General features: G+C 71.5%; 16 protein-coding genes. 2 read left to right on the top strand and 14 right to left on the bottom strand.

Annotated features, from left to right (window positions below; genetic code table 11):
• Positions 1–56: 56 nt before the first annotated feature.
• The 11 genes from DEFCA_RS0116050 to DEFCA_RS0116000 form a co-directional block, all read right to left on the bottom strand.
• Positions 57–1403, bottom strand: coding sequence for an NAD(P)/FAD-dependent oxidoreductase (locus DEFCA_RS0116050; protein ID WP_169709614.1), 1347 nt, complete (start codon positions 1401–1403; stop codon positions 57–59).
• Positions 1396–2457: a uroporphyrinogen decarboxylase family protein gene (locus DEFCA_RS0116045; protein WP_025324022.1), complete on the bottom strand. Its 1062-nt coding sequence runs from the start codon at positions 2455–2457 to the stop codon at positions 1396–1398. Before DEFCA_RS0116045 ends, DEFCA_RS0116050 begins: the two co-directional genes overlap by 8 nt.
• Positions 2454–3935 carry a 4-hydroxyphenylacetate 3-hydroxylase N-terminal domain-containing protein gene (locus DEFCA_RS0116040; protein ID WP_025324021.1) on the bottom strand — a complete coding sequence of 494 codons (1482 nt, stop codon included), beginning with the start codon at positions 3933–3935 and terminating at the stop codon, positions 2454–2456. The genes DEFCA_RS0116045 and DEFCA_RS0116040 overlap by 4 nt, the downstream gene beginning before the upstream one ends.
• A gap of 67 nt (positions 3936–4002) precedes the next feature.
• On the bottom strand, positions 4003–5325 hold the full coding sequence (locus DEFCA_RS0116035; protein ID WP_025324020.1) for a phenylacetate--CoA ligase family protein: 1323 nt from the start codon (positions 5323–5325) through the stop codon (positions 4003–4005).
• A gap of 337 nt (positions 5326–5662) precedes the next feature.
• Positions 5663–7093, bottom strand: coding sequence for an NAD-dependent succinate-semialdehyde dehydrogenase (locus tag DEFCA_RS0116030; protein ID WP_029734235.1), 1431 nt, complete (start codon positions 7091–7093; stop codon positions 5663–5665).
• Between the two features lie 329 nt (positions 7094–7422).
• Positions 7423–8220: a methyltetrahydrofolate--corrinoid methyltransferase gene (locus DEFCA_RS0116025; RefSeq protein WP_025324018.1), complete on the bottom strand. Its 798-nt coding sequence runs from the start codon at positions 8218–8220 to the stop codon at positions 7423–7425.
• Between the two features lie 54 nt (positions 8221–8274).
• Positions 8275–8901: a corrinoid protein gene (locus tag DEFCA_RS0116020; protein WP_025324017.1), complete on the bottom strand. Its 627-nt coding sequence runs from the start codon at positions 8899–8901 to the stop codon at positions 8275–8277.
• A 405-nt stretch (positions 8902–9306) separates the two neighbouring features.
• Positions 9307–10734 carry a sigma-54-dependent transcriptional regulator gene (locus DEFCA_RS0116015; RefSeq protein WP_025324016.1) on the bottom strand — a complete coding sequence of 476 codons (1428 nt, stop codon included), beginning with the start codon at positions 10732–10734 and terminating at the stop codon, positions 9307–9309.
• The gene (locus DEFCA_RS0116010) at positions 10731–12455 is read right to left on the bottom strand and encodes a GAF domain-containing sensor histidine kinase (protein ID WP_025324015.1); all 1725 of its coding nucleotides are present in this window, start codon (positions 12453–12455) and stop codon (positions 10731–10733) included. The genes DEFCA_RS0116015 and DEFCA_RS0116010 overlap by 4 nt, the downstream gene beginning before the upstream one ends.
• Positions 12456–12555: 100 nt before the next feature.
• Positions 12556–13551, bottom strand: coding sequence for a GTP 3',8-cyclase MoaA (gene moaA / locus DEFCA_RS0116005; protein ID WP_025324014.1), 996 nt, complete (start codon positions 13549–13551; stop codon positions 12556–12558).
• Positions 13548–15860, bottom strand: coding sequence for a penicillin-binding protein 1A (locus DEFCA_RS0116000; protein WP_025324013.1), 2313 nt, complete (start codon positions 15858–15860; stop codon positions 13548–13550). Before DEFCA_RS0116000 ends, moaA begins: the two co-directional genes overlap by 4 nt.
• 121 nt (positions 15861–15981) lie before the next feature.
• On the opposite strand from DEFCA_RS0116000, the gene DEFCA_RS24395 reads away from it, so the two are divergent.
• The gene (locus tag DEFCA_RS24395) at positions 15982–17616 is read left to right on the top strand and encodes a HEAT repeat domain-containing protein (protein WP_025324012.1); all 1635 of its coding nucleotides are present in this window, start codon (positions 15982–15984) and stop codon (positions 17614–17616) included.
• The gene (locus DEFCA_RS20965; RefSeq protein ID WP_025324011.1) at positions 17613–18932 is read left to right on the top strand and encodes an HD-GYP domain-containing protein; all 1320 of its coding nucleotides are present in this window, start codon (positions 17613–17615) and stop codon (positions 18930–18932) included. The genes DEFCA_RS24395 and DEFCA_RS20965 overlap by 4 nt, the downstream gene beginning before the upstream one ends.
• Here the strand turns inward: DEFCA_RS20965 and DEFCA_RS24390 are convergent.
• Genes DEFCA_RS24390 through pal form a run of 3 tightly spaced genes read right to left on the bottom strand, consistent with a single transcriptional unit; the run spans position 18898 to position 20977 of the window.
• The gene (locus tag DEFCA_RS24390; protein ID WP_025324010.1) at positions 18898–19491 is read right to left on the bottom strand and encodes a HEAT repeat domain-containing protein; all 594 of its coding nucleotides are present in this window, start codon (positions 19489–19491) and stop codon (positions 18898–18900) included. The genes DEFCA_RS20965 and DEFCA_RS24390 overlap by 35 nt on opposite strands.
• Position 19492: 1 nt before the next feature.
• A complete protein-coding gene (ybgF, locus tag DEFCA_RS20960) occupies positions 19493–20332 on the bottom strand; it encodes a tol-pal system protein YbgF (RefSeq protein WP_169709613.1) in 840 nt (279 codons plus the stop codon).
• A gap of 30 nt (positions 20333–20362) precedes the next feature.
• Complete coding sequence (pal, locus tag DEFCA_RS24385) at positions 20363–20977, bottom strand: peptidoglycan-associated lipoprotein Pal (protein ID WP_025324008.1); 615 nt, start codon at positions 20975–20977, stop codon at positions 20363–20365.
• Between the last annotated feature and the right edge of the window lie 73 nt (positions 20978–21050).

The raw sequence follows: 21050 nt of genomic DNA, 5'->3' as shown, positions 1-21050 counted from the left end.
CCGACGCATTCCCGCGTCGATCGACAGGAGAGGGAGGAAACGGCCGATGCCTCCGGTCAGGACCAGCCCCCCTCGACCAGAAGACGGTCCACCGCCTGGGTGAAGGCGTCATAGGCCACGTTGAGAGTCGGGCTGTAGACGGTCTCGTACAGGGACAGCCGGTGCGGCGGGACCCCTTCGCCCACGGCCAGGACGGCCCGGTCGATCATCCGGGCGGTTCCCGGGCCGCCCACCGCCTGGACCCCCACGATGCGCCCGTTCGTCCGCAGCGCGCGCACCTTGATCTCGACGCGCTCCCCCCCGAGCTGGGGCTTGGCCAGCACCCCCCGGGACCGCACCACCACGGTGTCGAGGCCCCACCGCTCGGCCAGGGCGCCGGTGAGCCCGCAGGTGGCCACGGTGACCCCGAACAGCTCGATGCCGAACGGCAGGCAGGTGCCCGGGTACTCGAACCGGGGGCCGTGGTGGATGTTCCGGGCCACCAGCCGGCCCGAGCGGTTGGTGTGGGAGGCGAGCATGGGCAGCACCGGCCGGCGGTGACCCGTGACCCGCTCCCAGGTCTCCATGCAGTCGCCCACCGCGTACACCGAGGGGTCGCGGGTGCGCAGGAACGGGTCCACCGCGATCCCTCCGGTGGGGCCGATCTCCAGCCCGGCCGCCCGGGCCAGGTCGACCCGGGGCCGCACCCCCGTGGCCAGCAGCACGAAGTCGGCCCGGATCTCCCCGTCGGGCAGCTCGAGCACCTTGTCCGGGCCCTCGGTGCGGACCGACCGCACCCGCACGCCCGTGCGCAGATCCACCCCCCGGTTCCGGATCCGCTGCTCCAGCCCCTCGGCCAGGTCCGGGTCCAGGGCTCGGGGCAGGACGTGGCCCTCCCCCTCGACCACGGTGACCCGCTCGAACCCCCGCTCCACCAGGCCCTCGGCCACCTCCAGCCCGATAGCGCCGGCCCCGATCACCACGGCCCGCCGGGCCCCGTCCACGGCCTCCGCAAACGAAAGGCACCGCCGTACGTCCGAGGTCAGGTGGTACTCCCGCACCCCGTCGAGCCCCGGGATGGGAGGGGCCGCCGGCTCGGCCCCGGTGTTCAGCACCAGCACGTCGTAGGGGAACGCCCCGGCAGAGGTCTCCACCACCTTCCGCTCCCGGTCCACCGCCTGCACCGGGGTCTCGTAGTGGATCCGGGCCCCCACCTTCTCGTACCAGCCCTTTCGGGCGTAGAACATGTCGTCGAACCCCACCCGGCCCCGCAGGAAGTAGGGCTGCTCGCACACCACGTATCCCGCGTAGGGGCGGTCGGTGAAGATGTCGACCTGGGCGTCGTTGCCCAGCGCCCGCAGCAGGCCGGTCAGGGCATGGGCCGCTCCGCCGGCCCCCACGATCACCACCCGGGGCTCAGCCATCTCCCCCTCCGGCCGCAAGGCCCAGGTGCTCGTAGCGTCCGTACTCCTTGGCGAACCGGGCGAAGTGGGCCACGTTCTCCGGCTTGGCCGCGGGGGACAGCTCACAGGCCGACGACAGGATGAACGCGCTGTGGGGCGCGGCCGTGTCCACGCACCGCCGGACCTCCGCCTCGATGTCCGCGGGGGTGCCCTGCTCGAAGGTGGTCACCGGCACGTTGCCGATGATCACCACCCGCTTCTGGTTCACCTCGATCATCTTCTCCAGGCTCGTGGCGCTGTCGATCGAAAGCGCCACGATGCCCGTGTCCACCACGTCCTCCATCATGGGGTCGATGTACCCGCAGATGTGCAGGGTGACCGCGATCTTTCGTTTCTTGAGCTCCTCGGTGAGCCGGCGGTGCACCGGCTTGACGAACTCCCGATAGATCTTGGGGGAGATCAGGCTGCACGAGGCGGCGGCCTCGGAGTAGCTCACCCCCACGCCCGCCTCCTGGGCGGCCACGGCCGCGTCCACGGCCACCTGGGTGGTGAGCTCCAGCAGGTCGCGGACGTACTCGGGCCGCTTCATGGCGTCGAAGATCAGGTTCTCGGCGCCCCGCAGGTTGGCGGCGATGGTCCAGGGCCCCACCAGCAGGCTTCCCACGGGCACGTCCCGGACCTGGCTCGCCACCGTCTGGCAGGCCTCCCAGTAGGAGGGGAACCGGCCGTCGTTGCGCACGTCGGGCGGGGACAGCCGGGCCAGCCTCTCGGGCTCGTCGGCCAGGGCGTAGCGTCGGATCTGGCACATCTGGCCCTCGGGGAACTCCACCTCGCTGCCCATGGCCTCGGCCTCGGTGAGCAGATCGCGCATCAGCACCAGGATGTCGGGCTCGTAGGCGTCGAGGGCCGCGAGCTGCCCGTCGGCCAGGGGCTTGGCCTGGGTGTAGAACTCCCTCAGGTCGGCTCCCGTGAGGTTCACCGTGTACGCCCCCAGGATGGGGTAGCTCGGGACCCGGTCGGCAAAGGTGCGGCGGAACGCCGCCTTGACCCGATCTTTCGGCCGGTACGTGCTCATGACGCTTCCTCCTGGCTCGGCGCCGGCTCGGGGACTCCGGCCATCTTCATGGCCAGCTCCTTCATCTCTTCGTAGTCGGCCAGGCGCTGCACCATGATCTTCTGCGCCTGGACGGGGCCGGCCCCGTGCCAGGTGCCCACCCCGTGGAGCCCCGCGGTCCAGTTCTGGAGGAGCTTGGTGATCTTCAGGATGTTCTCGGCGGGCACGTCGGCGCCGAAGCTGTAGAACTTCTCCAGGTACCGGCGGGTCTCGGGGTTCTTCAGCTCCTTCAGGCTGGGCATGGTCACCAGCAGCCCCCCCCCGATGTCCCCGGCCAGGGCCATCATCCTCCAGAACGCGTTGCAGATGTTGAGCTTGGACACGTTGCCGAGCAGGTCGTCCGGCACGTACACCCCGGAGCCGGGCACCACCTCCTTGCCCTCGATGGCGGCCGCCTTGGAGCAGGCCCTCACGGTCTCGAGCAGGGTGATCATCTCGGTCATCTGGTCGTTGATGTGGGGCACCTTCTCCAGGCCCTTGTACTCCTGGATCAGGCGGGCCGCCCCGATCAGGATCTTTCCGAACCCCACCTTGCACGACCCGCCGCATACCATGCGGTGGATCTGGGCGAACCGGGTGACGATCCGGCCGGCGTAGCGGGTCTCGCCGCACAGGAACACCCGTTCCCACGGCACGAACACGTCCTCGAACACGATCATCGAGGTCTCCCGCTGGCCGAACCGGGGGTTGCCCAGCTCCCAGGGGTCCTCGGCCAGCTCCCGCTCCGCCGAGTAGGGGGTGTACTGGCAGATGTAGGTCACGCCCTTCTCGCCGTTGGGCACGGCGAACGACACGGCGTAGTCCTCCTCGCCCGGCCGGCGGGCCCCCGAGGGCATCACGATGGTCCAGTCGCAGGCATAGGCTCCCGAGATGTTGATCTTGGCCCCCCGCACCACGATGCCCTTGTCGTTGCGGTCCACCACGTGGAGCGACAGGTCCGGGTCGGTCCACTGCTGGAGCTTCTGGTCCCGCCGGCCCCGGGGCTCGGTCATGGCCCCGGCCACGGTCAGGTCCTCGTCCTGCACGTACCGGAGGAACTCCATGAGCCGGCCGTGGTAGGACGTGTCCAGGGCCTGATCCATCTCATAGGTCGTGGCGGCCAGCGAGTTGAACGCGTCGCAGCCCACGCAGCGGTAGATGCAGGTGCCCAGGTGCTCGGCCGCGTACAGGCCGGCCGCGGCCCTCTGGATCAGGTCGTCGGTGCTCCGGTTCAGGGTGTTGTAGATGTTGCACGGCTCGCCCGTGAGATGGCTGGGCCGGGTGAGGACCTTGCCCCCCTCCGGATCCAGGGCCCACTCGTAGCTGGCCAGGTTGGCCTCCACCACCGTGCGGGTCACGGGGTGCTCGGTGATGTCCTCCACCGGCTTGCCGTCCATGAACACGCGGGGCCGCATGGCCTTGGCGCGTTTGAGGTAGTGCTCCGGGCTCTTGACTGCCATGGCGGATCTCCTCTGTTGTGGAAGGGGGTCGAAAGAGTCGGGGACGCGGGCCGGCCCCCCCGACACCTCACTGCGCGTTCTTCCTCAGGTCCACGAGCCGCTTGGCCTTGTGGGTGGCCCGGGGCAGCGCCCCGTCCTCGAGGATCTTCACGTTCTTCGGCCGCACCCCCGACCGCACCTTGACCCGCTCCGACACCTCGCGGGCCAGCTCCCCGTCGGGTTTGGAGCAGGACCGCTCCTTCTCCACCTCCACGTCGAACTTGGTCAGGTGCTGCTCGGTGTACACCACGATGCGGTACTCGCCGGTCAGGCCCTCGATGTTCCGGACCACGTACTCGATGTCGCTGGGGAACACGTTCACGCCCGACACGATGAACATGTCGTCGATGCGGCCGTGGATGTAGATGCGCGCGTGGGTGCGGCCGCACGAGCACCGCTCCCGCACGCACTTGACGATGTCGCCGGTGCGGAACCGGATCATGGGCCGGGCCCGCTTTCGAAGCGTGGTCAGCACCAGCTCCCCCGGCTCGCCCTCGGCCACGGGCTCGAGGCTCTCCGGATCGAGCACCTCCACCAGGGTGTGGTCCTCGGCCACGTGGAGGCCGTCCTTGGCCTCGCACATGCCCGCGTTGGCGCCGAAGATGTCGGAGAGGCCGTAGAAGTCGTACACCTCGGCGTCCCACAGCTCCTCGATGGCCCGGCGGGTGGCCGGGATCGAGCCCCCGGGCTCGCCGGCCACGATGATCCGCCGGATCGCCAGGTCCCGGGCCGGATCGATCCCCTGCTTGCGGGCGGTCTCGCCCAGGTACCAGGCGTACGAGGGGGTGGTCCAGGTGGTGGTGGGCTTGAACTCCTTCAGGATGAACAGCAACCGGTCGGAGGGAATGGCGCCGGCCCAGATGCACAGGGCCCCGAGCCTCTGGGCCCCGATCACGTCGGGGCCGCCCACGAACAGGGTGAAGTTCAGGGCGTGCACGTACCGGTCCGTGGGCCGCATGCCCGTGGCCCAGAAGAGCCGCGCCTGCACGTCCTGGAACTCCTCGAAGTCCCGCCGGGTGAAGGGGCTCAGGGTGGGCACGCCGGTGGAGCCGCTCGAGGCGGCCACGAACACGATCTCCCGCTCGGGCACCGCCACCATGTCGCCCAGATCGGGGTAGGCCACCTGGCGGTCGCGCTCGATCTTCTTGTTCGTGAACGGGAACCGGGTGAGGTCCTCCAGGTGGCGAAGATCGGAGGGTTTCACCCCGGCGTCGTCGAACGCCTCCCGGTAGTAGGGGGCGTTGGAGTAGGCGAAGTCGAGATGCTGTTTGAGCTGCTCGAGCTGGTAGGCCTCCAGCGACTCCCGCGACAGGGTCTCGATCTCTTCGTTCCAGTAGCGCTTCTCCTCCATGGGGCTCCTCCGGCGTTCATAAACCGTGTTTGCGTGCGCCGGAGGGAATAGCAAGGGGTGTGCCAGGGGAAGGACGCACTCCCGGGTGGGGCGGAAACCGGCCCCCGGCGGGGGCTCCGCGGCACGGCCGAACCCCGGCGGGCCCCGGACGGCCGCTTTTGGGAAGCCCGGCACCAGGGGAACATTCCCCGGCAGGGGAGGTTTCCCCACCCAAAGGGGAGAAGAATCCCCGGCGGGGGAGGGGGGCGAGCGGGGGGGGATTTGCGCCTTGCGGAGGAGGGGAGGCGGGGCGTACCAAAAACCGGCGGCCCGCGCGGGCCGCCGGTGGGTCGGCGGATCAGATCGAGAACCCCACCAGCTTGGTCTCCAGGTACTCGAGGAGCCCCTCCCGGCCGCCCTCCCGGCCCAGGCCGCTCTCCTTCCACCCCCCGAACGGGGCTGCGGCAGCGGTGGGGTTGATGTCGTTGACGCCCACGATCCCGAACCTCAGCCGCTCGACCGTCCGCAGGGCCCTGGAGAGGTCCCGGGTGTACACGTAGGCCGCCAGGCCGTAGGTGGTGTCGTTGGCCATCTCGACCACCTGCTCCTCGTCGTCGAACACCAACACCGGGGCGACGGGTCCGAACGTCTCCTCCCGGTAGATCAACATGTCCGGGGTCACCCCCGTGAGCACCGTGGGCGCGTAGAACCATCCCCGGTCCAGCCCATCGTCGGTCAACCGCCGGCCCCCGCACACCACCCGGGCCCCCCGGGCCACGGCGTCCCGCACCTGCCGGTCCACCTTCTCCAGGGCGGCGCGGTCCACCAGGGGCCCGATGCTCACCCCCTCCTCCAGCCCGCACCCGGCGCGCAGCCGGCTCACCCGCTGCACCAGGGTCTCCAGGAACGGCTCGGCCACGGTGCGCTGGACGAAGATCCGGTTCGGACAGATGCACGCCTGGCCGGTGTTGAGGAACTTCACCAGGGCCGCGCCCTTGGCCGCGTGGTTCGGGTCCGCGTCGTCGAACACGATGAACGGCGCGTGCCCCCCCAGCTCGAGGGACACCCGCTGGATCCGGTCGGCGGCCGCACGGGCCAGCAGCTTGCCCACCTCGGTGCTGCCCGTGAACGTGAGCTTGGCCACCGCCGGGTTCTCCAGGAACTCGGCCGCCACGGGCTCGGGGTCCCGGGCCGTCACCAGGTTCGCCACGCCCGGCGGCACCCCGGCCTCCTCCAGAACCCGAAACACCTCCACGGCGCACAGAGGGGTCTGCTCGGCGGGCTTCACCACCACCGTGCACCCCGCGGCAAGGGCCGGCGCCACCTTCCGGGTGATCATGGACACGGGGTAGTTCCACGGCGTGATCGCCCCCACCACGCCCACGGGCTGCCGAAGCACCAGGAACCGCTGGTCGGCCCGCGGAGCGGGGATGGTCTCGCCGTAGTTGCGCTTCGCCTCCTCCGCGAACCACAGGAGGAAGTCGGCCGCGTACCGCACCTCGTTTCGGGCCGCCCGGATCGGTTTGCCCTGCTCCCGGGTCATGAGGCGGGCCAGGTCCTCGGACCGCTCCTTCATGATCCGGTACGCCCGGTAGAGGTATGCGGAGCGCTCGTAGGCCGTGCGGGCCGACCACCCCTCGAACGCCCGAAGGGCCGCGGCCACCGCCTCGCCCGCCTCGCGGCGGCCCGCGTCCGCGGCCTCGCCGATCGCCTCGCCGGTGGCGGGATCGTGCACCGGGAAGGTGCCGTTCGCCCCGGTCTTGCGCCACGTGCCGTCGATGTACAGCATGGAGCTCCTCCCGTGTGTGCCAGGAAAGCGGTCAGGCCTCTGTTCGCCCGCATTATCACCCGGGCGGATAAACAGGCGCTATCGCTCCCTGCTCGGCGGGGCAAGGGACCTGCCGGAGAGCCGGGCGCGGCCCCTTCGCTCGCCGGGCAGCGCCTCTGACGCTCGGATCGCGAAATGGCTTGGATTCCACCCAGTTGTCATGAAACCAGCTCTTCGGTCCCGTGCCTGCGCGGCGAGTCCCCATGCTCGGCTTCGCGCCCGGCCGGAGGCAGGTCCCTTGCCCCGCCCCCCGAGGGATCTCGGTTTGAACGCAACTCAGCATGAAACGGTCAGGCCTCTAGACGGCCGGCCCGGTAGGCCTTGAGGTAGTTCATGCAGAACGGGTCCCTGCCGGCCAGGGCCTCGGCCGCCACCAGCTGGGCCATGAGCCGGGTGTCCAACGGGTTCACGATCACGGCGTCGAGGCCGCGGGCCACGGCCATCACCGCGAAAGTCTGGTTCAACAGCTTCCGCTCGGGCAACCCGTAGGACACGTTGGAAAGCCCGCAGATGGTGTGCACGCCGTCGAACCGGCCCATGATCTCCCCCACGGCCCGCAGGAACTCCGCCCCGAACTCCGAGCGGGTGGAGATCGGCTGGACCAAGGGGTCGACATAGACGTTCTCGGCCGACACGTTGTTGCGCAACAGCCCGTCGACCAGCCGGTCCGCGATGCCCAAGCGCTGGTCGGCGGTCTCGGGCATGCCCTCGTCGCCCATGCACAGGGCCACCACCTTGAGGTCCGTGCCGGCCAGGAGCGGCGCCAGGGCGTCGAACCGGCTCCTTTCCCAGCTGATCGAGTTGATCATGGCCGTGCCCCGATGCACCTCCAGGGCCGCCTCGATCGCCCTGGGATCGGGGCTGTCGATGCAGCAGGGCGCATCCACGGCCTCCTGCACCGTGGCGACCAGCCACCGCAGGAGCTCGGCCTCCTGGCCCACGAACGTTCCGGCGTTCACGTCGATGTAGTCGGCACCGGCCTCCCGCTGCTCGCGGGCCACCCGGGCGATGGCGGCCGCGTCGCGGGCCTCGATGGCCGCGGCGATCTGCTTGCGGCTGGCGTTGATGAGCTCTCCAACGACGATCATGGATGCCTCCGTGTCGCGTGCGAAGGGTGGGTCGAAACCGGGGCTGGGGGGCGCTCACGCGGCCACGAGCCGTCGGGCCAGCTCCACCGCGCCCGGCGCGTCGTCGCTGTACCCGTCCGCGCCGATCCTGTGGGCGAACTCCTCGGTCACCGGGGCTCCTCCCACCATGGTCTTCAGGGGCAGCCCCTGCTCCCGGATGGCGGACACGGTCTCCCCCATGCGGGGCATCGTGGTGGTCAGCAGAGCCGACATGCACACGATCTGGGCCCCGCTCTCCTGGGCCGCCTCCAGGAACCGGCTTGGGGCCACGTCCACGCCCAGGTCGACCACGCGAAAGCCGGCGCCTTCGAGCATCATGGCCACCAGGTTCTTCCCGATGTCGTGGAGGTCCCCCTGCACGGTTCCGATCACCACGGTCCCCTTGGGCTGGGCCTCGGCCTGGGCCAGCAGCGGCCGCAGCACCTCGAGCCCGGCCTTCATGGCCTGGGCCGCCATGAGCATCTCGGGCACGAACATCTCCCCTTCGCTGAACTTCTTGCCCACGAAGTCCATGGCCGCGATCAAGCCCTCGTTCAAGACCGTCTCGACCGGGGTGCCGCCGTCCAGTTCCGCCCTCACCAGCTCGGGCACCTTCTCGTCCTCGAAGTCCACCACCGCCTGAAACACGTCCTGAACCGCCATCTCTACCCTCCTGACCGAAAGGGGCCTCGTCCACGCTCCACCCCGCGGGGGGAGACGCCGGAGGGCACAGCAAGTTCCGTACCGATCGTTCCTTTGCCCCCACCCACGCCCGTTCGGATGTCGGGTTGGGATCAATCCGGCAGCGAAACGGGCGCGGCTGCATCAGTGGTCAGGGTCCCGAGGACAGTGGACAGAGCGAAACCCACTTGTTTTCGGTGATGGTTCCCATCTTCTTGGGTGCCCTGGCCCTCTGGCCTCTGAGCTCTGACGTCTGGCCACGGAACGGCAGGTCCCTTGCCCCGCCCTCTGGAGAAGCGAGTCTGCTTTGTCGCCGGGTTAATGACGTGGGGAGGAACGGGAGATCTCCACCCCCCTGGTCAGGGGGGAACGGGGGCAGAGGAGGGTTCAGGCCGGGGAAATCTCCCCACCCGGGGAATCTCCCCGCGCCGGGGCGCGCGGGGCCAACGGCACACCCAGGCGGCGGGCATGGTACCGGAACGTGGCCCGATCGATCCTGAGCAGCTGGGAGGCCCGGGTGATGTTTCCCTCCGCCTGCCCCAGGGCTCGGGTGAGCAGCCGACGGGTGAGGGCGTCGTGGGCCTCGGAAAAGGCGGGGAGCTCGTCCGGGGCCTCCGCCGGGGGGCCCTCGGGCCCGCCCCTGCCCCGAAACTCGGCCGGCAGGTGGGCCGGAAGCAGCTCGTCCCCTACGTCCTCCAGGAGCAGGATCCGCTCCACTAGGTTTCGCAGCTCGCGCACGTTGCCGGGCCAGGGGTAGCGCTGCAGGGCCCGGACCACGTCGTCGTGCACCTCGGGGGGCCGGCGGCCGATGGTCACCGAGGTGCGCCGCACGAAGAACCGAAGCAGCGGGCCCACGTCCTCGGCCCGCTCCCGCAGGGGGGGCACGTGGATCGGGACCACGTTGAGCCGGTAGAACAGGTCGGCCCGGAACGACCCGTCGGCGACCCGGGCCTCGAGGTCCCGGTTCGTCATGGCCACGATCCGCACGTCCACCCGCCGGGGCCGGGCACTCCCCACCCGGCGCACGGTGCCGTCCTCCAGGAACCGTAGGAGCTTCGCCTGGAGGTCCAGGGGCATCTCCCCCACCTCGTCCAGGAGCAAGGTGCTTCCGTCCGCCTCCTCCAGCAGGCCCTTCCGACCCGTGCGGGCCCCGGTGAACGCCCCCTTTTCGTGCCCGAAGAACTCCGACTCCAGGAGCGTGGCCGGGATGGCGGCACAGTTGACCTCGAACAGGGGGTTTGCGGCCCGGGGGCTCAGGAAGTGGATCGTGCGGGCCACCACCTCCTTGCCCGTGCCGGTCTCGCCGGTGATCAGCACGGTGGCCGACGGGCTCCGCGCCGCCCGGCGAGCCCGGCCCATCACCTCCCTCATCGCCGGGCTCTCCCGGATGACCTCGTCGGGGTTGAAGCTCGCCAGGTGGCACCGTTCGAACTGGCCCACGCGACGGGCCAAGGCCCCGCTCTCCAGGGCCCGAGAGGCCACCAGACGCACGTGGTCCAGGTCGAAGGGCTTCTCCAGGAAGTCGTACGCCCCCATCTTCACGGCCTGCACGGCCGTCTCCACGGAGCCGAACGCGGTGATCACCACCACCGGCACCTCGGGGACCTCCCGCCGGATCCAGGCCAACAGGTCGAGGCCCGCGGCGTCGGGGAGCATCAGGTCCTGGATCACCAGGTCCACCGGTTCCCGCTTCAGGACCCGTTGCCCCCGGGTGGCGTCCGGAGCGGAGAGGACCTCGTGCCCCTCGGCCCCGAGCCCCTCCTCCAGGGTCATGCGGATGGACTCCTCGTCGTCGATCACCAGGATTCGCGTCATGGGGCGCCTCCGTCGCGCTCCGCCACGGGCAGCACCAGGTGGAACACGCTCCCCTGCCCCACCTGACTCTCCGCCAGGACCACCCCCGAGTGCTCCTCGACGATCCGATGGACGATGTACAGACCGAGCCCCGTGCCGTCCCGCTTGGTGGTGAAGAAGGGGTGGAACACCCGGTTCAGCACCTCCTCGGGCATGCCCTCCCCCGTGTCCCGGACCGACAGCACCACCGCCCTCGGAGCCCCGTCCGAGACCTCGCCGCCCCGGATCCACCGCCACAGCCCCTCCAGGTCCTCCGGAGACACCGGAACCGGCTGGATCGACAAGGTGAGCTCGCCGCCGCCGCGCATCGCATGGGCCGCGTTGAGCACGAGATTCAACAGGGCCTGCTGGATCCGAGGGACCTCGCCCCGGATGGGGGGCACGGCCGTGGGCACCTCGCGCCGGACCCAGATCTTGCGGGACTCCAGGTCCCGCCTGCACAGGAGCAGCACCCGGTCGATCAGGCCGGCGGGGTCGAACACCTCCAGCCCCGACCGGCCCTGCCGCGAGAACTGGAGCAGGTCCCGCACGATGTGGTTGAGCCGGCCGATCTCCTCGATGATCTTCTCCACCAGCCGGCCCCGGGGGTCCACGTCTGCGAGACGCCCCTGCAGGATCTGCACCAGGCCGCTCACCCCGGCCAGGGGGTTTCGGATCTCGTGGGCCACGCCGGCGGCCAGGGTGCCCAGGGCGGACAGCCGGTCCATCCGCTGCAGCGTCTCGTCGATCTTCACCTTCTCGGTCACGTCGGCGCCGATGGCCACGGCCCCCACGGGGTCCCCGGCCCCTCCCTGCAGGGGGGCTGTGGACACGCTCAGGAGCCGCAGGGGGGCACCCGGCAGGCGCACGGAGCGCTCCCGCACCGGACGCCCCCGCAAACACTGCTCCAGCAGGTCGAGGACCGGGGAGGCGCGGGACCGTGCCGGCTCGGGCAGGCTCGACACGGAGCGGGGCCCCGTGATCTCCGGAAGGTCCAGAAGGGCCCGCGCCGCAGGGTTGGCGGCCGTGAGCCGGCCCTGGGCGTCCATCGTGACGATCGCGGCGGGCAGGTTCCGGAACACGGTCTCCAGGAACATCTGGAGCCGAAGCACCTCCCGGCTCTTCTCCTCCACCAGGGTCTCCAGCTCCCGGCTCCAGCGCAGGCTCTCGATCGCCACCCCGATCTGCCGGGCGAAGATCTCCAGGAAGAACTCCTCGGTGTCGCGGATCGGCTCGCGGGAGTAGAACTTGTCGATCGTGAGCACCCCGATCGGCTCCGTGCGACCGAGGATCGGCACGGCGCAGTACTCGGGGGTGTTGCTGGTGGCGTACCGAAACTTGGGGGATACGCGGGGATCGCGACGGGCGTCGCGCACGTGGATCAGGCGGCGGGTCCGCAGGGCCTCGATCTCCACCGAGTTCTCCCGGGTCATGTCGTACCCGATCCGTCGGCGGATCACCCCCCCGTGCTCCATGCGGATGAGGTCGATCGCGGCCGCCACCCGCAGGTACTCGCCCTCGACCATGTAGATCAGGCCCCGGTCGAACCCGAGCCCCTCGAACGCCTTGACCACGAGCACGTGGAGGAGTTCGTCCAGGCTCCGAGCCTCGTGCAAGGCGATGTTCATGTCGTTGAGGGCGAGAAGGGCCCGGCGGTGCAGGGTCAGAACGTCGCTTGATGAGCTCTGGGCAGCAGACTCCATGACCCTACTTTAGCCGCCCTCGGCCGTACCCTGCAAGAACCAAACACCTTCTCGGAAACAGCCGCGGCCGGAACGGGGGGGACCGGCTGTCCCCTCCCCTTCAGCCCCCCACGCGGTGCATCGAAGGCCGATCCCGGGGACCGTCGGGGGCCGCGGACAGGCCGTGGCCGGCGGGCTTGGCCGACACGGCCTCCCGCAGCACCCGGGCCAGCTCCCGGTCGTCCGCCCCGGAGCGCAGCACGGCCCGAAGGTCGATCTCGTTGCGGGAGAACAGGCAGGTGCGCAGCCGGCCGTCGGCCGTGAGCCGGAGCCGGTTGCAGGTGCCGCAGAAATGGTCGCTCAGGGGGCTGATCACCCCCACCGTGCCCCCGCCGGGCAGCTCGAACACCCGGCTCGGGCCCCCGGCCGGGCCGTTGGGCAGGGTCCGGAGGGGGCCCAGGGCGGCGGCCAGGGTCTCCAGGATCTCCCGGGCGGGCACCACCCGGGCCTCCTCCCAGGCGGCGCCGGCCGGCATGAACTCGATGAACCGGACCTGAACGCCCTCCTCCCGGGCGAAGGCGGCGAAGTCCAGGATCTCGTCGTGGTTCACCCCCCGCATGGCCACCACGTTCACCTTGACCGGCCGAAGCCCCGCATCCCGGGCGGCGCGGATCCCCGCCAGGACCCGGTCGAGCCCCGGCCGGCGGGTGATGCGTTCGAACCGGTCGGGCCGGAGGGTGTCGAGGCTCACATTGACCCGCCGGAGCCCGGCGTCCCGGAGGGCCTGGACCCGTTCGGCCAGGAGCAGACCGTTGGTGGTGAGGGCCAGGTCCCGCAACCCGCCGAGCCGGGCGAGACGGCCGAGGAAATCTTCGATCCCCTTGCGCACCAGGGGTTCGCCCCCGGTCACCCGGATCTTCTCGATCCCCAGGGCCACCGCCACCCGCCCCACCCGGAGGAACTCCTCGTAGGACAGGATCGCGCCGTGGCCCAGGGACGGCACCCCCTCCTCGGGCATACAGTAGCGGCACCGCAGGTTGCACCGGTCCGTGACCGAGACGCGCAGGTAGTTGATGCGGCGCTGATGGCGGTCGGTGAGGGGGCGGGCGTCGATCATCGCAGCAGCTCCAGGGCGGCCGGGTCCTTGGGATCGAGGGCCCGTCCCATGGAGGCCGGGGCCGCGGCCTCGGTCGGGGCGGGTTCGGCCGCGGCCGACGGAGCCGTGCCCTGGACGAAGGCCGCGGTAAAGGTCTTGCGGGCGTCCGGTCCGGCCAGCCGGCCGGTACGGGCATCCACCCGGGCGAACTCGACCCCCGGGGGCACGGGAAAGTCCGAGACCGGCCGGCCCGCCAGGGCCTCCTTCATGAACGCCAGCCACACCGGGGCCGCGGCCCGCCCCCCGGTCTCCCTGCGGCCTAGGCTCCGGTTGTCGTCGTACCCGACCCAGACCACGGCCAGCCGCTCGGGCGTGAACCCCACGAACCAGGCGTCGCGGTAGTCGTTGGTGGTGCCGGTCTTGCCGGCGGCGGGCCGGCCCAGGGCCCGCACGGCCCGGCCGGTGCCCTCGCGCACGACCCCCTTCATCATGTCGGTGACCACGTAGGCCAACTGGGGGCTCAGGACCCGCTCCCCCTCGGCCGGCTCGAACGCATCGAGCACCCGACCGTCCCGGTCCTCCACCCGCAGCACGAACACGGGGTCGTGGCGCACCCCCGCCGCCGGCAGCGCCGTGTACACCGCGGCGAGATCCAGGGGGCTCACGGCCGGAGACCCCAGGGCCAGCGACAGGTCGGGAGCGATCTCGGCCCGAAGCCCCAGCCCCTTCAGGAACCCCACGGCATACCTCACCCCGATGTCCTGGAGCACCTTCACCGTGACGACGTTGCGCGACCGCACCAGGGCCTCCCGCAGGGTGGTGGCCCCGTAGAACCGCTCCGAGTAGTTGTGGGGTTTCCACTTCTCGGGCAGATCGGGTGACTCGTACACCACCGGCGTGTCGTAGATCAGGGTGGCCGGGGTGTACCCCTTGGCCAGGGCCGCCGCGTAGATCAGCGGCTTCAGGGCCGAGCCGGGCTGGCGCCGGGCCTGAACCGCCCGGTTGAACTGACTGCGGCCGAACTCATACCCCCCCACCAACGCCAGCACCTCACCGGTGTGGGGGTCGAGGCACACCAGGGCCCCCTCCACCTCCGGCTCCTGGACCAGGGCCGCCCTCAGCCCCCCCTCGGGATCCCCTTCGATCTCGCACAGGACCACGTCGCCGGGGGCCAGCAGGTCGGCCGGACTGCGCCCCCGCCGGAGGGCCCAGGCCATGCCGTCGAGTGGCAGGGGGATCTCGGCGCCCCCGGCCAGCACGGTCGCCCCGTCTTTCCCGATCTCCTTCACCAGGCACCGGACCCGGTCCCCGGCGGAGGGGGCCGGCCCCCGGCCGAACGGGCCGGGATCGGCCGGGGGCCGGTGGCCGAGGGGGCCCCGAAACCCGGCCCGCCGGTCCACGGCCTCCAACCCTTGCCGAAGGGCCTTCTGGGCCGCGGCCTGGAGCCGGGAGTCCATGGCCACCACCACCCGCAGCCCCCCCCGCAGAAGTGCCTTCTCGCCGTAGCGGGCCTGCAGGATCCTGCGGACGTGCTCCGCGTAGTAGGGCGCCACCCGGGGAAACGGATTCTCGTACCCTGCCAGCTCGAGGGGCTCTGCGGCGGCCGCCTCGGCCTCGTCCCGGCCGATCCACCCCTCCTCGGCCATGCGCCCCAGCACGTACCGGCGCCGCTCCAGGGCGCGCTCGGGGTGCCGGTAGGGGTCGTACCGGCTGGGGGCCTGGGGCAGGCCCGCCAGCAGGGCCGCCTGGGCCAGGCTCAACTCTTGCGCGGAAATGCCGAAATAGACCTCAGAGGCGGACTCCACCCCGTAGGCCCCGTGCCCGAGGTAGATCTGGTTCAGATACAGGTGCAGAATCTCTTCCTTGGAGAGGTCCCGCTCGATCCGGATCGCCAGCACCGCCTCCCGGATCTTCCGGCGCAGGCTCCGTTCGGGGCTGAGCAGCAGCGACTTGGCCACCTGCTGGGTGATGGTGCTTCCCCCCTGGACGACCCGGCCGGCACGCAGGTTGGTCCAGGCGGCCCGGAGGATCCCGGCGGGGTCCACGCCCTCGTGGGAGAAGAACCCGCTGTCCTCAGCCGCGAGAAAGGCGCGGATCACGTGGGAGGGGAGGGTGTCCACCTGGACCGGCTTGCGCCGCTCCTGGTACAGCTCGGCCAGGAGCACCCCGTCCCGGCTCCAGACCGTGGTGGTCAGGGCCGGCCGGTATCGGCGCAGGGCGGTGGCGTCGGGCAGGTCGGCCAGGACGCCCCGGAGGACCCACGCGGCGCCGCCGGCCGCGGCCGCGGCGAACAACACGGCGAAAAGGCCCCAGCGGGCCGCTCTACCCATGGCTCTCGCACCCCAAGACGCACAAGCCCCCGGGGCCTCGGCCGGGCCGCCGGGGAGCGGGAAACCCAGACCGATCGACTCTAGCACAAGCCCGAAAACCCGAACAAGAAAGCCCTTTCCCATGGAACCCGTTGCGTCGGCAGAAAACCGTCTGATCCTCCCCGAGGTCCGGATCGAGGCCGCCCTGGCCGGCCTCCACCGGGCGGTGGCCGGCCGTCAGTTCTACCCGGCCGGCCACCCCCAACTGGCGGGGATCCTGACCCAGGGGTACCGGGCGTGGCGGGACGCCGAGGAGGACTACCGCTGGGAGGACCCCGGCCTGGAGTACCGGAGCGGGGGCTTTTGGTTCGGGGAGACCCCCCTGGGCGCCCGCAACCCCGCGGTGCTCGGGTTGGCCCGCCTCTGGGGGCGCCACGGCCTCCAGCGCCTGCGGGTGCACAAATCCTGCTCCCGCGACGCTTACGAGCACCTCGTGGACCTGTTGGCCGCCAGCCCGGACACCCTGCGGCCCCAAGGCGGCCTCGCCAATCTGTGGTCCCGGAGCCCTTACGCGGCCCAGCTGGAGATCGTGGCGGCCCACGCCGTGGCCGGCCCCGACCGACCCAGGTCCCGGCAGCAGGCCCGGGCGTGGGGCCAGGCCCTGCCTCCGGAGCGGATCCCCCAGGCCCTGGCCGACCCCCTGCTCGAGGCCCGATGGGGAGCCCTGGGCAAACGGGGCCCGAGGGAACGGCGGATCCTGGACCTGCTGATGCGGCTGTCCCACGAGACTGACGTGCCCCGGTTCCTGGAGCTCCTCCAGGAGATCGCCCGGTTCGTGGTGGATTACGCGGAGGTGCAACGGTTCCGGGAGGCCTACGACGTGGTCCTGTTCCTGTTCCGGGAGGCGCAGGGCCTGGAAGCCCTGGGAGAGGAGATCCGGCGGGACTACCTGCTGGAAACGATCCGCATGCTGGTGCGGGGGGAGTTCCTGTCCTGGCTCATCGGCCGGGTCACGGGCGAGGCGTCCGAGGCCGACGCCGAGGCCGGAGCCTACGTGCTCCGAACCCTCGGGGAGTCGGCCGTGATCCCCTTGATCAACGCCCTGGTGGCCGAGAAACGCCGCCCGGGCCGGCGGCGGCTGATCGAGATCCTGGTGGCCGTGGGAGACCCTGTCGTGCCGACGGCCCTGCGGATGCTCGAGGATCAACGGTGGTACGTGGTGCGCAACATGGTGACGATCCTGGGGGGCATCGGGTCGCCCGAGGCCCTGCGGGGAGTGGTTCGGGCGAGCGCGGATCCGGATCCGCGGGTGCGGCGGGAGGCCGCCCGCATGCTCGGCCGGGCCGACCTGGCTGAGACCGAGGAGCGGATCCGGGAGCTCCTGGACGACCCCGATCCCTCGGTGCGGCTCATGGCCATCTCGGCGGCCGCGGCTCGGGGCTCCGAGGCCATGGTCGAGGCCCTGTGGCGGCTCTACGACCGGATCTCGCTGCGCTCCCCCCACTGGGACCTGAAACCCGCCGTGCTCCGGGCGCTGGGCCGGATCGGCCACCGCGACTCCCTGCCCCGGCTCGTGCGCATCGCTCGCAAGAGGCCGTGGCTGTGCAGACGGCGCCGCAACGCCCTGCGGGCGGCCGCCCTGCAGGCGCTGGGCGACATGGGCGGCGAGGAGGCCCTCGAGGTCCTGTCGGCCTTCGTCGACGGGCCGGAACCCGAACTGCGAGCCGTGGCCCGGCGGGCCCTGGCCGCGGCCCGGGACGGAGGCTCGGAGCCGTGACCCCCCCTCCCCTTCCCCAGCCCGCGGCCGAGGGCCTCCTGAGGTCCCTGGTGGGTCTCGCCAAGGTCCAGCTGCTGTACCCCCCGGGCCACGTCGCGGTGACCCGGGCCCTCCAGGCGCTGGAACGGGCGCTCGGGCCGGCCCTCGAACGCGGGGCCCCGCTGCTGCTGGCCAAGACGGCGTCCCACTTCCTGGTGGGGGGGGTTCCCCTGCTCCCCGACGACGGGTTCGCGGCGGACATGGTGCGGTGGTTCGACTCCCGGGAGGTGGAGGCCGTGGAGATCGGACCGGGCGCCACCGCGGCCGAGGTGGGACGGTTCCTGGCGTGGCTGACGTCCACCGGGCCGCAGCCGTGGCGCAGCACCCACGTGCGCACGAGGCGGGTCGACCAGGGGACGGCCTGGCAGCGGGGCTTCCGGACCTACCAGGAGACCCTCGACGCCCTGGAGGTAGCGTACCGCGAGGCCCAGGAGGGCCGCATTCCCGACCCGGACCGGGCGTGCCGGTGCGTGCGGTCGTTCCTCGAGATCCTCGACGAGGACCCCGGGGTCGCCAAGGGCCTCGCCCTGCTCAAGAGCTACGACCGGTACACGTTCCACCACAGCGTGAACGTGTGCCTCCTGGCCCTGTCGTTGGGGCAGCACCTCGAGCTGCCCCCCGACACCCTGGAGGTCCTCGGGGTGGGCGCCCTGCTCCACGACATCGGCAAGACCCGCACCCCTCCGGAGATCGTCCGCAAGCCCGGCCGTCTCAACGAGGGGGAGTGGGCCGCCATGCGCCGCCACCCGACGCTGGGACGGGAGATCCTGGAGGCCATGGCCGGGATCCCCACCACGGCCGACCGTCTCGTCTACGAACACCACATGCTCTACGACGGGGGGGGGTATCCGGAGCGGCCGGCCGGGTACCGACCGGCCGAGCTCAGCTCGCTGGTGACCGTGGTGGATGCCTTCGACGCCATGACCACCCACCGTCCCTACAGCCGGCCCCTGTCACTGCCCGAGGCCGTGGCCCAGGTCCTGTGGCAGGCCGGCAAGTCGTTCGACCCGCAGGCCGCCGAGGTGTTCCGCCAGGTGGTGGGCACCGTGCCCGTGGGGTCGGCCGTGCGGTTGGCGTCCGGGGAGGTGGGGGTGGTGACCCGCTTGGCAGGTGACGGGGAGATCGGGGAGGTGCGGGTGGTCGTGGATCCGACGGGGCGGCGCCTGCCGCCGGAGGAGCAGCCCCTACGGGTGGTCACGGGCCGGGAGGTGCTCCGGTGGGTGGATCCCCTGGTCCACGGCATCAACCCCCACGAGGTCCTGTCGCGTCGGCCGTGACCCCCAGCCGGCCCAGGGCGTCGGCTGCCGCGGCCCGCACCGGCGCGGCCGGATCCCGGGCCATGGCCACCACCCGAGGCTCGGCCGGCCGATGCCCCAGCAGCCCCAGGGCCTGAACCGCCGCCCGCCGCACCTCGGGATCCGGGTCGTCCAGCAGGTGCTCGAGGGCCGGCCCTCCCCGGCGGTCACCCAGGGATCCCAGCACCTCGGCCGCCCGGGCTCGGACCAGCGGGCTGGGATCGGACAGCCGCTCCACCACCCGCGGGGTGATCCGCCAGTCCCGGTGGGCCTCCAGGACCCCCAGGGCCGCCAGCCGGACCCCCTCGTCGTCGTGGCCCAGGGCCCGCACGGAAAACCGAAGGGCCGCCTCGTCCCGAACCCCCTCCAGCCCCCGCAGGAGCCCCACCCATTCCCCAGGCTCGGCAGAAGCCATCGCCCGGAGCGCCTGGGGCAGGCCCTCCAGCAGATCCAGCCGATCCAACGCCTCGGCAGCGGTCCGGCGCACGTCGGCGTCGTCGTCCCGGAGCAGCGCCAGGAGAGCCCGACGTCGGGAGGTCACCCTACTCCCCCAACATCTCCAGTTTCCGCCGGGCGATCGCGGCCTGCTCCGAGGACGGGTGTTCCCGGAGGAGCTTCTTGAGCAGGATCCGGGCGTCCACCGGGTCGCCGATGGCGTCGAAGGCGAACGCCTGCTTCAAGAGGGCGCTGGGGACCTTGTCGCCCCGCGGGAACTCCTGCACCACCTTGTCGTAGGCCAGGATCGCCTTCTCGTACTGCCGCTGGTCGTAGTAGCTCTCACCGATCCAGAAGTAGGCGTTGTCCGTCAGATCCGTCTTGGGGTAGAGCGAGATGAACCGCTGGAACGCCTCCCGGGCCTCGGCATGCTTTCCCTGCTTGTACAGGGCGTAGGCGCGGTCGTAGAGGTCCTGGGCCGTGGCCTTGGGAGCGGCGGGGGGGGCCGGGGTCGCCGCGGGCCGCGGGGAAGGGGGCTCGGCCTGCTTCCCCGCCGGGGGCGCCGGCGCGGCCGGCCTCGCCTCAACGGCAGCCAGCCGGGTGGCGATCTCCTGGACCCGGCGTTCCAACGCCTCGACCCGGGAGGTGTCTCCCTTGGGCTGCGGCCGGCGCTCCAGGGCGTCCACCCGCCCCAGCAGCTGGCGGACCTGCTCGTCCAGGGCCTCCACCTGCTGACCCAGCTGGGCGAGCCGGGGGCCGTAGTCGGGCACGGAGCTCTGGGCCGGCGCGGCCCGAGCCTCGTCCACGGCCCGCTCGAGCCGGAGCAGCCGCTCCTCCAGCGACGCGATCCGCTGCTCCTGCCGAACCTGATCGGCCCGGGTGGGCAGCTGGGCGCAGCCCCCCGCGAGAATCAACGCGGGCAGGACCGCGGCCGCGGTCCTGCCCACTCGGTTTCGCCAAAGAAAGCCGTGGCGCATCTACTGTTCCACTTCCACGAACTCGGCGCGGCGGTTCTTGGCCCAGGCCTCCTCGTTGTGGCCGGGGTCCAGGGGCACCGCCTCGCCGTAGCTCACCACGCTCATCCGATTGGGATCCACCCCCAGGTCCATCAGGTACTGGAACGCGGCCTTGGCCCGGCGCTCGCCCAGGGCCAGGTTGTACTCGGTGGTGCCCCGCTCGTCGCAGTGCCCCTCGATGCGGATGCGCACCCCCGGGTTCGCCTTGAGGAACTCGGCGTTCCTCCGGAGGATCTCCTGGGCGTCTGGGCGGATCACCGCCTTGTCGAAGTCGAAGTGGATCCGCTCCAGGCCGGGGGTGGTCTCCCGGGCCAGGCCGGCCCCCTTCACCGGCTCCTTGGGAGCCGGCTCCACCGCGCCCGTCTCACCCGGGGGGGGCTCCGAGGGCTGCGGCGGCGCCTCCTGGGGCTTCTCGACCACCTTGGCCGCCGGGGGCGGGGTGGGCTTCTCGGGGGTGACCGTGACCTTGGGGGTCTCCTCCCCTCCTTGGCGCACCTGTTTCTTGGCGCATCCTCCCACGACCAACGCGGCCAGGAGCATCCCCACCACAGCCCAGCGTAACGTTTTCGGCCTCATGTCGCGAACCTCCTTTTCGTCTCCATCGAAACACGAAACGCTCTCCTCGCCCGCCCGGGGCGGACCCGGAGAG

It is taken from the genome of Deferrisoma camini S3R1, assembly GCF_000526155.1.
Classification (GTDB): domain Bacteria; phylum Desulfobacterota; class Deferrisomatia; order Deferrisomatales; family Deferrisomataceae; genus Deferrisoma; species Deferrisoma camini.
This window is presented reverse-complemented; position numbering and strand designations above follow the sequence as displayed.

Coding starts and splice junctions, on each gene's coding strand:
- DEFCA_RS0116050 (WP_169709614.1), bottom strand. CDS start 1,403: ATGGCTGAGCCCCGGGTGGTGATCGTGGGGGCCGGCGGAGCGGCCCAT.
- moaA (WP_025324014.1), bottom strand. CDS start 13,551: ATGATCGACGCCCGCCCCCTCACCGACCGCCATCAGCGCCGCATCAAC.
- DEFCA_RS0116045 (WP_025324022.1), bottom strand. CDS start 2,457: ATGAGCACGTACCGGCCGAAAGATCGGGTCAAGGCGGCGTTCCGCCGC.
- DEFCA_RS0116030 (WP_029734235.1), bottom strand. CDS start 7,093: ATGCTGTACATCGACGGCACGTGGCGCAAGACCGGGGCGAACGGCACC.
- DEFCA_RS0116025 (WP_025324018.1), bottom strand. CDS start 8,220: ATGATCGTCGTTGGAGAGCTCATCAACGCCAGCCGCAAGCAGATCGCC.
- pal (WP_025324008.1), bottom strand. CDS start 20,977: ATGAGGCCGAAAACGTTACGCTGGGCTGTGGTGGGGATGCTCCTGGCC.
- DEFCA_RS24395 (WP_025324012.1), top strand. CDS start 15,982: ATGGAACCCGTTGCGTCGGCAGAAAACCGTCTGATCCTCCCCGAGGTC.
- DEFCA_RS0116000 (WP_025324013.1), bottom strand. CDS start 15,860: ATGGGTAGAGCGGCCCGCTGGGGCCTTTTCGCCGTGTTGTTCGCCGCG.
- DEFCA_RS0116040 (WP_025324021.1), bottom strand. CDS start 3,935: ATGGCAGTCAAGAGCCCGGAGCACTACCTCAAACGCGCCAAGGCCATG.
- DEFCA_RS0116015 (WP_025324016.1), bottom strand. CDS start 10,734: ATGACGCGAATCCTGGTGATCGACGACGAGGAGTCCATCCGCATGACC.
- DEFCA_RS0116035 (WP_025324020.1), bottom strand. CDS start 5,325: ATGGAGGAGAAGCGCTACTGGAACGAAGAGATCGAGACCCTGTCGCGG.
- DEFCA_RS0116020 (WP_025324017.1), bottom strand. CDS start 8,901: ATGGCGGTTCAGGACGTGTTTCAGGCGGTGGTGGACTTCGAGGACGAG.
- DEFCA_RS0116010 (WP_025324015.1), bottom strand. CDS start 12,455: ATGGAGTCTGCTGCCCAGAGCTCATCAAGCGACGTTCTGACCCTGCAC.